Below are 13,269 nucleotides of genomic sequence, written 5' to 3'. Positions count from 1 at the left end.
ACGGATGAACCTCAGTCGGAGCGCCCGCCAACGGTGGCGGCGCCGTCGAGATACGTCGCGGTCAGGTAGTCGTCGATTCTGGTGACGATGTCGCTCTTGTACGTCCAGAACCCGTCGTAGACGTTGTCGGTATCGAGTTCGTGGGCCAGCAGCGCCGCCTGTCGCTCGGGGTCGCCGTCCCCGTCGTAGACGACGAACCACGAGTCGGCCATCTCCTCGGTGTCTTCCTCGTGGACGGTCACACCCGGCACCGTCGTCTCCGTATCGGGGACGCCGTAGACGTGGACCTCGACACCGCTTGCGGCGAGTCGCTCGTAGATGCGGGCGGCCTGTGCGTCCCCGACCAGGTTCGACAGAGACTGGAAGCCGGCGTGGAGTCGTCCCGAGCCAGTCCGGTTGGCCAGCAACTCGATGTTGTGGCTCACGTCGATGAGCAACCCCTTGTCGGCGGCGGAGGCGCCGTACACAGACCGCTCTAGGTTCGTCAGGAGGTCACTTGTATGGCGCTCTTCGAAGGTGTCGGTCGTCCCCGCATCGATGTCGATGGCCCCCCGTACCGCGGGCACGGACTCACTGGCCAGTAGGTCGTCACCCCGGTGTAACAGCGCCACGGACCGTGGCTGGTCGACGTCCATCGAGGCCTCTCGGACGTCGACCCCGTGGCGGTCGAAGTACCGCTCGACGACCGCCAGTTCCTCGGGCGGGCCGCTGTAGTTGGCAACTGTCAGGGTCGGTGCCTCGTCTTTCACCGCGTCGAATATCTCCCGGAGCGACCCGTCGGCCGTTGTCGCCGGTGCGGTACCGGGCTCGGCGTCAGCCGGGGCCGATCCGCTGGCGTCGCTATCGGCCGCCGTGACCGCTGGCTCGGCCGTCGCCTCGACAGCGGCCGGTCGGGTCTCAGCCTGGACGCCCGTCCACTCGGTGTTGCCTTCGGGCAAGCCGAGCACACGGAGCTGTGTCTCCTCGTCGTGTTCGCGGACCTCGACGACACCGTCGACGAACGAGCGCAGTCGCTGGAGGTGCGCTTCGTCCATCGTATCGGCGTGGGCGACGACGAACCCGACGCCGTCGGCCTCCCTGATACGGTTGGTGACGACGTGGAGAAAGCGGACCACCTGTTCGGGCGCGGCGTACATCGACATCGTCGTCAGCGAGAGCAGCCCGACGCGGAGACGTGGGGAGTACTCGCCGTAGAGTCGCTCCATCAGCGTCGTCAGCTCCATGCCGATACCGGTGAGGTCGGCCGGCGAGCTGACGCGGCTGTCTAGGGGGCCCAGCGACGCCGACCCGTGGGAATCACCCACACAGTCGACGACACCAAGCGGCACCTGGTCGGCCGGCGTATCGGCGTACCGGGTCATCGAGTCCCGAACGTCGGCGGCGCTGCTGTCCGTCGAGACCACGGCGGCCGCTTCCGCTTGGAACCCCGCGGCCAGCAGCTCCATCGCGAGTCCCCGCTTGCCGGTCATCGGTGGGCCGACGATAAGCAGCGTCGAGCCGGGTGGAACACCCTCGACCGGTAGCAACGACCCAACAGTAAACATAGCGGCCTTAGGAACGGGTGGATTAGAAGTCTATCGCCGAAATTGTTGACGAGCGAACTACTTAGGCCCGCTTCTGTATCTCTTCTCGCAGCACGGAGCTGACGGTGTCACCGTCGGCCTTCCCGCGCAGCGCCCCCATACACTCGCCCATCAGCCCGGAGAACGCGCCCATCCCCTCCTCGGTCACCTGGTCTGCGTTGCGCTCGACGACCTCCGCGACGGCCTCGCGCACCTCGTCGTCGCTGACCCCGCCCAGGTCCTCGCGGTCGACGGCTTCCTCGGCGGTGAGGTCGGGCTCTTCGGCCAGGGCCGTGAGCAGGTCCTCGACCCCCTCGCGGGGCACGTCGCCGCCGTCGACGAGCGCGAGCGTCTCCCGGAGGTGCGTATCGGACAGTCGCTCGACCGGCACGTCGTCCCGTCGGAGTTCTGTCAGCGTCGATTCGAGGACGCCCGCCGCGAGCGTCGCGTCGACGCCCTCGGCGACGACCGACTCGAACAGCGGCCACCGCTGGCCGTAGGCCACCTGCTCGGCCAGCCCCGAGTCGAGGCCGTGATCGGACTCGTAGCGGGCGACTTTCTCGGTCAGCAGTTCCGGGGTCTCGACCTCGCTCGGGTCGGGTTCGACGGGCGGCACGTCCGTCTCGGGGTACATCCGCGCCGCGCCGGGCAGCGGTCGGAGATACCGGGAGGTCCCGTCCTGCAGGGCGTCGCGGGTCTCCTCGGGCACGCCCTCGAGGGCGGTCTCGGCCCGTTCGACGACCGCCTCGATGGCCAGTTCGGCCGTCTGGGGATCGTCCGCCACGAGGGCGACAGCGTCCTCGGGACCGGCGTCGACGGCCTCGCGAAGGCGCTCGACCTCGTCCTCGGTGACGCCGTAGGCAGGCAGCTCGTCCGTGTGGAAGATGCCGCCGGCGCCGTGGCGCTTTGCGTGGTCCGAGAACTCGGTCCCCAGCCGGCGGTCGGGCTGTATCTCCCGGCCGACGAGGCCGTCGAACCCCTGCAGGCGGACGGCCTGCACTGCACCGCCACTGTCGAGTGCGCCGCCGATGACCCCCGAGTCCGTGTCCTCGAAGACGGCCGTCACGTCCTGTGGCTCGCCGACCGCGGCGTCGCGCTCGCCCAGTTCGTCGGCGATGTCGACGAGTTCGACCTGTCGGCGGACCTCGTTGCGAACGAGGTCGTCGATGTCCTCTAAGCTCTGGACGCCCTTGAGTTCGATGCGGGCGCCCTCGGCGATGGAGACGTTGACGTCCTGGCGGATGGTCCCCAGGCCGCGTTTGACCTTCCCGGTCGAGCGAAGCAACATCCCGATACGCTGGGCTGCCTCGCGGGCCTGTTCGGGGGAGCTGATGTCGGGCTTGGTCCCGATTTCGACCAGCGGGATACCCAGCCGGTCAAGCGAGAACCGCACCCCGTCGTCTGTCTCCTCGACGCGCTGGCAGGACTCCTCTTCCAGCAACATGTCCTCGATGCCGACCGGGCCGTCGCTCGTCGCTATCTCGCCGTCGTTGGCGACGAGCATCGAGCGCTGGAACCCCGTCGTGTTCGAGCCGTCGACGACGATTTTGCGCATCACGTTCACCTGGTCGACGACGTTCATGTCCATCAGCCGGCCGATTTCCATAGCCGTCTCCATGGCTTCCCGGTCGACCCGGTGGGGTGGCTCGTCGTCTTCCTCGACGAGACAGGTTGTGTCGTAGGCGAGATACTCGAACTCGCGGTCGACCATACTCTCCTCCAGGGCGGCGTCGTCTATCTCGCCGAGCTCGCTCTTGGTCGGGTGGAGGTATCTGGTGAAGGTGTGGTCGGCAGCCTCGGGCTCGCGCAGCTCGGTCGGACAGGCACAGAACAGCTTGGTGGCCGTATCGAGCTGCTGGTGGATCTCCAGGCCGGCTACGAGTCCAAGGTCCTCGTAGTCGAAATCGGCGTCAGTCATTATCGTCGTCTGCGGGACCGGGGGCCAAAAAACGCTCCCTTCGGGTCCCGGCAATCGCACGGCTCCGTCGCAAGCTGCCCAGTCCCTACTCGTCGCCCAGAATCCCCCGCTCCGTCATCTTCGCCGGGTCCAGCACCTCGTCGACCTCGTCCTCGTCGAGGTACCCCTCGTCGAGCACGACCTCCCGAATCGTCTTGTCCTCCGCGAGGGCCTTCTTCGCGACCTTGCTCGCTTTGTCGTAGCCGATAGCCGGATTGAGCGCCGTCGCCAGCGCCATCGACTGCTCGACGCGCTCTTCGCAGTGGTCGGCGTCCGCTTCCAGTTTGGCGACGAACTTCTCGGCGAAGACCTCGCTGCCGTTGGCGATGAGGCGGGCGGACTGGAGGAAGTTCGAGGCCAGCACGGGCTTGTAGAGGTTCAGGTCTATCTGGCCCTCCGCCGCGCCGGCCGAGACGGCGGCGTCGTTGCCGACGACCTGCTTGTGGAGCTGGTTGACAGACTCTGCGACGACGGGGTTGATTTTCCCGGGCATAATCGAAGAGCCGGGCTGGTTCTCGGGCTGGTCGATCTCGCCCAGGCCGTTGCGCGGGCCGGAGGCGAGCAGCCGGAGGTCGTTGGCGATTTTGTTCAGCGACCCGGCGACCGTACGCAGGGCGCCGTGGGCCTCGCTCATCGCGTCGTGGGCGGCCTGGGCCTCGAAGTGGTTGTCGGCCTCGCGGAAGGTGAGGTCGGTCTCCTCGCTGATATACTCCGCTGCTTTCGCGGGGAACTCGGGGTGGGTGTTCAGCCCCGTCCCGACGGCGGTGCCACCGAGTGCGAGTTCAGCGAGGCGTCCCTGAGTGTCCTGAACCCGCGAGATGCCCTTCTCGACCTGGGTGCGGTAGCCCGAGAACTCCTGGCCCAGCGTGATGGGCGTGGCGTCCTGGAGGTGGGTCCGGCCGGTCTTGACGACGGTGTCGAACTCCGCTTCCTTCTCGGCCAGCGCGTCCCGAAGCGTCTTCAGTGCGGGAACGACGTCCTTCTCGACGGCCTCCAGGCTGGCGACGTGCATCGCGGTCGGGATGACGTCGTTGGACGACTGGCCGTAGTTGACGTGGTCGTTGGGGTGAATCTCGCGGGTCCCGATCTCCCCGCCGTATATCTCGGTGGCGCGATTCGAGATGACCTCGTTTGCGTTCATATTCGAGGAGGTCCCCGAGCCGGTCTGGAACACGTCGACGGGGAACTGGTCGTCGTGCTCGCCCGCGATGACCTCGTCTGCGGCCTCGACGATGCAGTCGGCCTTCTCTTCCTCGACAAGTCCGAGGTCCCGGTTGGCCTGTGCGGCAGCCTTCTTGACGATGCCGAGCGCGCGGACGAACCGCCGCCCGAAGGTCACGTCGCTGATGGGGAAGTTTTGAATCGCCCGCTGTGTCTGGGCTCCCCAGTAAGCGTCGGCCGGCACCTGCATCTCCCCGAGGCTGTCCTGTTCGGTTCTGAACTCGTCGCTCATATTTCGGGGGTCGAACGCCGCGGCGTAAAACCCACCGGTCCCCGCCGTCCTCGCCAGTATTGTCGACTGTCCCGACCCGGTGCAGGTGCTGCTTGTTCGACGACCGACGGCGCCCGCGTCCGGCCCCAGCGCGCCACCTGTAGGTTATCACCGGTGATATTTTCACCCGTAGGCTTTCCCGCGCTGTTCGTCTACTCCAGGTAAGTCACCCGCTACAATGTCCGATACACGTCGGTCGCGTCCGGAGGTCCTCGCCGTCGGGCTCGCGGCGTCGGTTACCGATACGCTCGCTGCCGTACCGATGACCGTAACTGCCGTCAGCGACGGCGAGGAAGCGCTGTCCGTTCTCGCGGACCACTCCGTCAGCTGTCTCGTGGTCGGCACAGCGGCCGGCAGCTTCACCGGTATCGAGCTCGCGCTCGTGGCCCGGGAGCGACATGGCGTGCCGGCCGTGGTCGTCGGCGACGGCGTCCCGTCACGGGCCGCCGACGCCGCCGGCGTCTGCGCCGTCTGTCCCCGGGGGACCCCGACCGCGTCGCCGATGTCGTCCAGCGGACCATCGGCGGCGGCCGGGAATCGGCGCTTTCAGCGGCGACCATCGACGCGCTAGAGTCGCTGTACGAACTGGACGACACCGCACCGGTCGAGCAGTGGTTAGAGGGCGTCGTCACCATCGGTTGTCGGCGGCTCGGGCTCCCCTACGGTTTCGTCACCAGCATCGACGGTGATACCCAGCACGTTATCGCCGCCGTCGGCGACCACGACCAGCTACAGGCCGGCTCCAGCGCGCCGCTGTCGGCCGCCTACTGCGAGTACACCGTACAGAACGACGACGTGGTCGGATTCGGTGACCTCCGCGACGCCGACTGGGTGGACGACGGCGCCTACGAGCGGTTCGGGCTGGCCTGCTATCTCGGCGGCCGCATCGACCTGGGCGAGCAGTACGGCACTATCTGTTTCGCCGACGAGGACACCCGAGCGGGCTCTTTCAGCGCAGAGGAGCGGAGCTTCGTCAAGCTCCTGACCCAGTGGGTTCGGTACGAGCTGTCACAGCGAGAGAGCCAGTCCGAACTCCGGCTGAAGAACCGGGTGATGGACGGGGCCGAAATCGGCATTACCATCTCTGACCCGTCCCTGCCCGATAACCCGGTCGTCTACGCCAACGACGGGTTCGAGCGCGTCACGGGGTACAGCCCCGAGTACGTCGTCGGCCGGAACTGTCGGTTCTTGCAGGGCGAGAACACCGATTCGGACGCTGTCCGGCGTATTCGGGCGGCTATCGACGCCGGCGAGAGCGTGACTGCGGAGCTGTGTAACTACCGGAGAGACGGGACGGCGTTCTGGAACCGCGTCCAGATTCAGCCTGTTACGGTGGACGGCGAGGTGACCAACTTCGTCGGCTTCCAGCGGGACATCACCGAGCGCAAGGAGCGAGAACAGGAGCTGCTTGGCTACGAGGCGGCACTGGAGACAGCGGCGGACAGCATCTACCGGCTCGACACCGAGGACCGCTTCGAGATGGTCAACGACGCCGTCTGTTCGATGACCGGCTACGACCGCGAGGCGCTGCTGGGTGCGGGACTGGACCGCCTGCTCTCCCCCGAGGACGTCGAACGCACGCAGCGGTGTATCGCGGACGTGCTCCGGTGCGGGGACGCGGAGGTGATGACGGTGACGGTCACTGTAGAGCGACGGGACGGGACGACGTTCCCGGCGGAGAGCCGCATCGCGCCCGTTATCGAGGACGGGCGCCATCGGGGGACCGCCATGGTCACGCGGGACATCAGCGACCGCCGGGCCCACGAGCGGACGCTGACGGAGCTCCACGACGCGAGCCGTACGCTGCTCGGGGCCGAGAGCTCGACCGAGGTGAGTGACATCATCGCGGCGGCGGCCGACGAGATACTCGATATCGAAGCCGTCGGCGTGTATCGGTTCGACGAGACGGAGAACCGTCTCTATCCGGAAGCCGTCCCCGAGGCCACCGAAGCGGTCGTCGGTGAGCCGCCGACCTTCGGTCCGGGCGAAGGTATCGCGTGGCAGACGTTCATGACCGGCGAGCGCCGCATCTACGACGACGTGACCGCTGACCCCGACGTGTATAACCCCGACACCGAGATTCGGTCGGAGCTGCTGTTGCCGATCGGGGACCACGGCTTGCTCCTCTGTGGGGCGGTGGAGACAGCGGCCTACGACCAGCGGACCGCGGAGCTGGCCGACCTCCTCGCGGCCAGCGCCCAGGCGGCCTACGACCGGATGGAACGCGACCGGCGCATCCAGCGTCGCGAGCGGGAACTGCGCGAGCAAAACCGCCGGCTGGAACGCCTCGACGCGGTCAACGAACGTCTCAGACGAGTCGCACACGACCTCGTGGGCGCCACTACGCGGGACGAAATCGAGACTATCGTCTGTGAGGGGTTGGCGGAGATCGACAGCTACAGATTCGTCTGTGTTGGCGAGTTCGACCACATCGACGGTCGGGTGACGGTCGACGCGACGGCCGGGGCGAGTACTGGCTATCTCGATACGGTGTCGCTCGCCCCGTCGGCCGACGGACCGGAGCCGACCGTCGGCGCGGCGACGGGCTCGGCGCCGGTCGTCTACAACACCGTCGCTGCGGGGCTCCGCGACGGCGAGTGGCAGCGCGCGGCGCTGAACCGGGACTACCGGGCGGTGGCCAGCTTCCCGCTCCGACACAACAACGTGCCCTACGGCGCGCTCTCGATGTACGCGACGGACGCGGGCGCGTTCGACGAGGAGACCTGCGAGCTGCTCGCCGACTTCGCTGGAACGGTCGCCCACAGTCTCGCAGCGGTCGAGCAGCGGCAGGCGCTGCTTGGCGACCAGCAGGTCCAGCTCGCCTTCGATATGGCGGCCCAGCCGACCACGCTGTTTCAGTTCGCCCGGGCGCTGTCGGTGCCGGTGACGGTTCATCGTGTCGTCCCGCGGTCGGATGGGGGCTCGCTCGTCTATGGCGTCGCCGAGGGGGTCTCGACGACGACGGTCGAGGCCTGCGGTCGGGAGAGTCACGATTTCGCCGTCCTGCAGGCGACAGCGGTCGAGGACGGCGTGCGCTTCGAACTCCACGTCACCGGCCCCTGTCTCGCCGGACCTGTCGCCGATCACGGCGGGATGTTCGAAGCGCTCCACGTCGGGGCGGACCGGGGCCGCCTGGTCGTCACCGTCCCCTCGACCAAACGGGTCAGCGAGTTCACCCGCCTGCTTACGTCCCAGTACGAGGACGTCGAACTGCTGGCCCGTCGGGAACACGGGGAACCGAGTCAGGACCAGCTCACAGACGAACTCACTGACCGCCAGCGCGAGGCCCTGGCCGTGGCCCATGAGCGCGGCTTCTACGATTGGCCCCGCGAGAGTACCGGAGAAGATATCGCAGCGTCACTCGATATCGCTGCGCCGACGTTTCTGGAACACCTCCGTCGCGCCGAGGCGAAACTCGTCGGGCGGGCTATCGAACGGGGTGATATCGACCCCTTGTAGTCCAATCTCGCCGCTGATAGCTGAGGCCCTATGTGTGTAGGGCCGCCCTGACGACGGCCTACACGAGTTGGCAGAGGTGCTATACCGGTATGGCGGCCAGTACCACACAGATGTTCCACCTACTCGCATCAGTCGTCGGCGACCACGACGACGACGAGACTGATGATGGCGCCGATGGGGACGGGCCGACTCGACTCGAGCCGGGCGAGATACAGGCGGAGTCGACCGGGATGGACTCCGGAAGGGACCGGGCAGACGAAGCTCAGGCGATGCTCCGCAGCGTCATCGACGGGCTCACCGAACCGACCGTCGTGACGGATGAGTGTGGCACGGTCACACATATCAATCAGCAAGCGGCCGAACGGTTCGAGACCACGCGACCGGCTGCCAGGGAGGCGTCAGTCGCGGACCTGAACGACGGTGTCGGCGACCTCGTGGCGACGGCGCTTGACGAGCAGCGGGACCTGCAGGACCGAGAGGGGACGCTGACGGTCGACGGAGAGACGACGCCGGTCAGCCAGACGGTCTCGGTGCTGTACGACGACGACGGTAGCTGTACCGGAACGATGGCCGTCCTCAGAGACATCAGCGAGCGCCGGACCGAGCAACGGCGCACAGAGCGACTGGAGCAGTACCAGCGCCGGGCGCTGGAGGACCTCCAGGACAAGCTCGAACGACTGGCCGAGGGCGACCTGACTATCGACCCGACGGTCCCCGAGCCCGACGCCGACTTCGAGGCCCTCCGGGCCGTCCACGACGAGTTCGAGGCGATGAACTCGAATCTCGGGTTGGCCGTCTACAACATCCGCGGGGTCGTTGAGTCGCTGACCGAACAGTCCGACGACCTGGCAGCGACGGGTGAGGACCTCTCGGCCTCGGCCGAGGAGGTGACAGCTTCGATACAGCAAATCGACGCCTCCTCGACCGAGCTGGCCGGCGGCTCCGAAGACCTTGCCGAACAGACCCAGCGGGCCAACCGGAACGTCGATGACCTCTCGGCGTCGATAGAAGAGATAACTGCCTCCATCCAGCAGATAGACGCCCGGTCGGCCGAGGCCGAGGAACTGGCCGCCGAGGGCGTCACGGAAGTCGACACGGCCGTCACGCAGATACGCTCGGCGACCGACGCCACGAGCGGGGTCGCGAGCGATATCGACTCGCTGGACGCGAAGATGGAGGAGGTCGAGAATATCGTCGAGATGATAAGCGACATCGCCGAGCAGACCAACATGCTCGCGCTGAACGCCAACATCGAGGCGGCCCGTGCCGGTGACGCCGGCGAGGGCTTCGCCGTCGTCGCCAACGAGGTGAAGGGTCTCGCAGAGGACTCCCAGGAGTCGGCAGACGACGTCGCATCCATCATCGAGGAGCTCCAGACCCAGACCGACGAGGTCGTCGACAGTATCCAGGCCGCCAATCGCGAGGTCGAGGAGGGGGCTGACGCCGTCGAAACCGTCGGTGACCATCTCGACGGGATACAGTCGCGCGTCGCACAAACCAGCGACGGCGTCGCCGAGATAACCGACGCCGTCGAGACCCAGGCCGAGAACGCCGAATCGGTCGCCGCCGTCGTGGAGGATAGTTCGGCGCTCTCCGAGGAGATTACCGCCTCAGTCCAGCAGATATCGGCCGGGCTGGACGAGCAGGCCAGCGCCATGGACCAGGTTGCCGGGCGCTCTCAGGACCTCAACGTCATGAGCGAAGAGGTGTTCGAACTGGTCGACCAGTTCCGCCTCGCCGCCGACGAGGACGCAGAGATCGACGAACTCTGAGACCGCGATACGAACTGCCAGTCGGCGTCCCGCTACGTCCAGCGGTCCAGCCCGGTCTGGACGACCGACTCGTCGATGCGTTCGAACCCGCGGCGGACCTCTTCCGCGTCGACCTCCCACTCCTCGGTGACAAAGGCGCGGGCGGCCTCCAGGTCCGGGTCCAGCTCCGTCGGAACTTCGTAGTCGTCGCTCACCGCCGGGTCCAGAAACAGCGAGCGGATGCGGTCGGCGTGGTCGATGTGCTCGCCCCGTTCCTCCAGGACTGCAAAGAGATCGCCGTGTTCGTCAAGCAGTTTGACTGCCGTCTTCGGGCCGATACCTGAGATGCCCTCGTTGAAGTCCGTCCCCATCAGGATGGCCGCGTCGACCAGCTGCTCCCACGTCAGTCCCGTCGAGTCGAGCGTCCCCTCGAAGTCCATCAGTTCGGGCTCACCGCTGGAGGTCAGCTGGCGCAGCGTGTAGGGCGCGCCGAACAGCAAGGCGTCGTAGTCCTCGGTACCGACGTAGTCCACGTCGCCCTGGCGGGCCATGTAGGCGGCCTGCCCCTCGCCCTCGGCGGGGGCGTCGACGACGGGGACGTCGAGCAGTGCCAGCAGCTCTCGGGTCGTCTCGACGATGGTTTTGGTCAGCCGCTGCGTTCTCGAGTCGAGCTTGGCCACCCGGACCGAATCACCGGCTTCACGGGCGTCTTCGAGTTCGGCCTCGTACTTTTCGCGCTGTTCGCGCCGTTTCTCGACCTCGTCGTCCTTGAGTTCGGTCACGGCGCCGTCGAAGACGAAGACTGGGGTGAGGTCGTGCTCGAAGAACTTCGGCAGCCCCTGGACGACGCCGATGAGGTTGGCCACTTCTTCGCCGTCGTCGGTGGTGTACTTGTGGTCACTCGTGAACTTGACCGTGGTCGTGAGATACCGGTAGAGCCAGTTGTGCGCGTCGACGGCGACGACGCCGCCGTCTAAGTCCTCGAAGGCCACGTCTTCGATGGCCGCAAGTGAACGGAGGTCAGCGTTTCCCATTGGGCGGGCGTTCGGGGGACAGCGATTTGAATCATCCGGGTCTCGCTTCGGCGCGCACCTCGACCACGGCCGGCGGCTCGGCGTCCAGTTTCGCCGCCAGAAACGCCTCTTCGGCCTCGGAGAGGTCGCGCTGGCGGAACAGCGCCAGCCCCGACTGGTACCGCTCGGTGCTCCGGTCGCCGGGCCATTCGAGGGTGAGCTCCGCGAGTCCGGCTTCCGAACCGGTGAAACAGAACCCCGCCCGGTAGGCCGCCTCGTAGGAGAAGGGGTTGTTCGCGCCGATGGTGACACGCTCGTAGCCCCGCTCGCTCGCTCGCTCCCGGACGAACCGTAACAGCCGCGGTCCGACCCCCTCTCCCTGGCGGTCCCGTCGGACGGTGACGTAGCGGATACACAGGGTGTCCCTGTCGGTCCGGTCTTCGTCGAACGCCGCGGCGGCCACGACGCCGTCGTCGCCCGCGACGGCCTTGCCGGTCGAGGTCATGACGAACTTGCCGGCGTAGGCGAACTCCCGGTAGTCCAGCCGGAGGGGATGCTCGTCGTCGGGCCAGCCACACAGCGCGAACTCCATGGGCCCGCTACCACCGCCTGTCATGTAGTTCCCGCCCACGGCACGGCGCTCGATGTGTCACGGCGGCCCGCGAGCGTGGCGGAAAACGGGGAACCGAAGTACGAGGAGTACCAAACCCGGATATGAGCGTTGCGACGGCCGACCGGAGCCACGTTGAGTTCTCCTCGAAGACGGCCCTGCTGGCGGCCGGTGACCTGGGTGCCATCCTCCTCTTTGTCGCCGTCGGCGAGTACACCCACGGCTACAACCCGCTCGTGGACGTGGGACGGGTCGCGGGGACGTTCGCCCCCTTCCTCATCGGGTGGCTGCTGGTGGCTGGCGCCGCGGGCCTGTACGCCAGTGACGCACCGGGGACGCTCGCGAACGCGACGCTCGTGACGCTGCTCAGCTGGATCGGCGCCGTTGCCATCGCCCAGGGGCTCCGGGCCACGAGCGTCTTCCACGGTGGTGCTGCGCTCACGTTCGCTATCGTCTCGGTGCTCGTGGGCGGGCTGTTGCTCACGCTGTGGCGCGTCGCCGCGACGGTGACACTCGCGAGATAAGCGACCGTAGAACTGATAGATTCGGCAGCGGTGGTCCGCCCGCGGGGGCGACAGTTACCGGAGGTCGGCTACGTCGAGAGAGGTCGACGACTGGATCCACGCCTGGTGGTTCTCCCGGTCGTAGATGACGAACTCCTCGTCACCGATGTTCAACTCGGCGTATCGCCGTGCCGGTTCCTCGCTTCGGGCGTCGTTCGTATCGTCCGTGGCGTTCGTACTCATTGGTTTCGCCGGGGCAGACCCCGGGAACTCCCTCCGATGCTTGTTACCTCGTTACCGATTATAAGCACTCGGACCCAGTTATCATTCGATAAAATAACGCCCGCTCCCGAATCAAAAGGAGGGATGACCGATTTCACCTTCTGAAAACGGGGCGCAGGGCGGACGCTGACAGGTGGGTTGCCGCCCGGACGATGCGGCCGTCTCGGAGTGGGACCCGGGCCGACGACAGTAGCTCCAAAGCGAAATTCGACTACGAGAGGTTCTACACCCATATATCGGCACTATCGATGTCAGCGGTCCAGAGACAATCGTTTCTCCATATCCCCATAACTTATGAGAATAGTAGCAATATTAATCGAAAGAAGTATTCGGTGCCTACAAAAAATCCTATGCAAGATTTACGCGAAACTCTTATGTACCCCTCTCCCATACTATAATTTACAATCATGATGGGTTATTACGACATTGTTCTCGGACTTATCCCACTTGCTATGGCCGGAATCACTGGCGTCCTCGTCCTGGCTGGCTTCGCGCTGACGACGGCGATTCCGCTGGCGTCGGTCGTCGCTGTCGCCCTCATCGGCCACGCCATGTTCGTGAACGCACCGGTCGACCCCGTCCCGACCGAGACCGTTCAGTCCGACCCGGTCCAGACCGCAGACTGACCCCGTCCCTTTCG

11 protein-coding genes are annotated in these 13,269 nt (G+C 66.5%); 5 read left to right on the top strand and 6 right to left on the bottom strand.

Annotation, left to right across the window (positions count from 1 at the left end; translation table 11 throughout):
- Positions 1 to 11: 11 nt before the first annotated feature.
- From P1K32_RS02255 to P1K32_RS02245, 3 genes are all read right to left on the bottom strand, one after another.
- Positions 12 to 1,544, bottom strand: coding sequence for a DUF7504 family protein (locus P1K32_RS02255; protein ID WP_276251102.1), 1,533 nt, complete (start codon positions 1,542 to 1,544; stop codon positions 12 to 14).
- Between the two features lie 61 nt (positions 1,545 to 1,605).
- Complete coding sequence (gene gatE, locus P1K32_RS02250) at positions 1,606 to 3,480, bottom strand: Glu-tRNA(Gln) amidotransferase subunit GatE (protein ID WP_276251101.1); 1,875 nt, start codon at positions 3,478 to 3,480, stop codon at positions 1,606 to 1,608.
- An 85-nt stretch (positions 3,481 to 3,565) separates the two neighbouring features.
- The gene (locus P1K32_RS02245; protein ID WP_276251100.1) at positions 3,566 to 4,972 is read right to left on the bottom strand and encodes a class II fumarate hydratase; all 1,407 of its coding nucleotides are present in this window, start codon (positions 4,970 to 4,972) and stop codon (positions 3,566 to 3,568) included.
- Between the two features lie 217 nt (positions 4,973 to 5,189).
- Here P1K32_RS02245 and P1K32_RS02240 point away from each other — a divergent pair, with 217 nt between their 5' ends.
- The 3 genes from P1K32_RS02240 to P1K32_RS02230 all read left to right on the top strand — a co-directional run bounded on the left by P1K32_RS02240 (position 5,190) and on the right by P1K32_RS02230 (position 10,242).
- Positions 5,190 to 5,582 (top strand): hypothetical protein, encoded by a 393-nt coding sequence (locus P1K32_RS02240; protein ID WP_276251099.1) that lies wholly within the window; start codon positions 5,190 to 5,192, stop codon positions 5,580 to 5,582.
- A gap of 224 nt (positions 5,583 to 5,806) precedes the next feature.
- Positions 5,807 to 8,470 (top strand): PAS domain S-box protein, encoded by a 2,664-nt coding sequence (locus P1K32_RS02235; RefSeq protein WP_276251098.1) that lies wholly within the window; start codon positions 5,807 to 5,809, stop codon positions 8,468 to 8,470.
- 89 nt (positions 8,471 to 8,559) lie between these two features.
- The gene (locus P1K32_RS02230; protein WP_276251097.1) at positions 8,560 to 10,242 is read left to right on the top strand and encodes a methyl-accepting chemotaxis protein; all 1,683 of its coding nucleotides are present in this window, start codon (positions 8,560 to 8,562) and stop codon (positions 10,240 to 10,242) included.
- Between the two features lie 32 nt (positions 10,243 to 10,274).
- Here P1K32_RS02230 and fen read toward each other — a convergent pair whose 3' ends face one another.
- Both fen and P1K32_RS02220 read right to left on the bottom strand, forming a co-directional pair.
- On the bottom strand, positions 10,275 to 11,255 hold the full coding sequence (gene fen, locus P1K32_RS02225) for a flap endonuclease-1 (RefSeq protein WP_276251096.1): 981 nt from the start codon (positions 11,253 to 11,255) through the stop codon (positions 10,275 to 10,277).
- A 31-nt stretch (positions 11,256 to 11,286) separates the two neighbouring features.
- Positions 11,287 to 11,826: a GNAT family N-acetyltransferase gene (locus P1K32_RS02220; RefSeq protein ID WP_276251095.1), complete on the bottom strand. Its 540-nt coding sequence runs from the start codon at positions 11,824 to 11,826 to the stop codon at positions 11,287 to 11,289.
- A gap of 122 nt (positions 11,827 to 11,948) precedes the next feature.
- On the opposite strand from P1K32_RS02220, the gene P1K32_RS02215 reads away from it, so the two are divergent.
- The gene (locus P1K32_RS02215) at positions 11,949 to 12,368 is read left to right on the top strand and encodes a DUF3054 domain-containing protein (protein WP_276251094.1); all 420 of its coding nucleotides are present in this window, start codon (positions 11,949 to 11,951) and stop codon (positions 12,366 to 12,368) included.
- Positions 12,369 to 12,422: 54 nt separating this feature from the next.
- Here the strand turns inward: P1K32_RS02215 and P1K32_RS02210 are convergent, their stop codons facing one another.
- Positions 12,423 to 12,590 carry a DUF7331 family protein gene (locus tag P1K32_RS02210; RefSeq protein WP_220587035.1) on the bottom strand — a complete coding sequence of 56 codons (168 nt, stop codon included), beginning with the start codon at positions 12,588 to 12,590 and terminating at the stop codon, positions 12,423 to 12,425.
- Between the two features lie 446 nt (positions 12,591 to 13,036).
- On the opposite strand from P1K32_RS02210, the gene P1K32_RS02205 reads away from it, so the two are divergent.
- Positions 13,037 to 13,255 (top strand): DUF8015 family protein, encoded by a 219-nt coding sequence (locus P1K32_RS02205; protein ID WP_276251093.1) that lies wholly within the window; start codon positions 13,037 to 13,039, stop codon positions 13,253 to 13,255.
- The last annotated feature ends 14 nt before the right edge of the window (positions 13,256 to 13,269 follow it).

Source organism: Haloarcula rara (genome assembly GCF_029338235.1).
In the GTDB taxonomy this organism is placed as follows: domain Archaea; phylum Halobacteriota; class Halobacteria; order Halobacteriales; family Haloarculaceae; genus Haloarcula; species Haloarcula rara.
The sequence above is the reverse complement of the archived record's forward strand: the minus strand, read 5'-3'. Positions and strand labels throughout refer to the sequence as shown.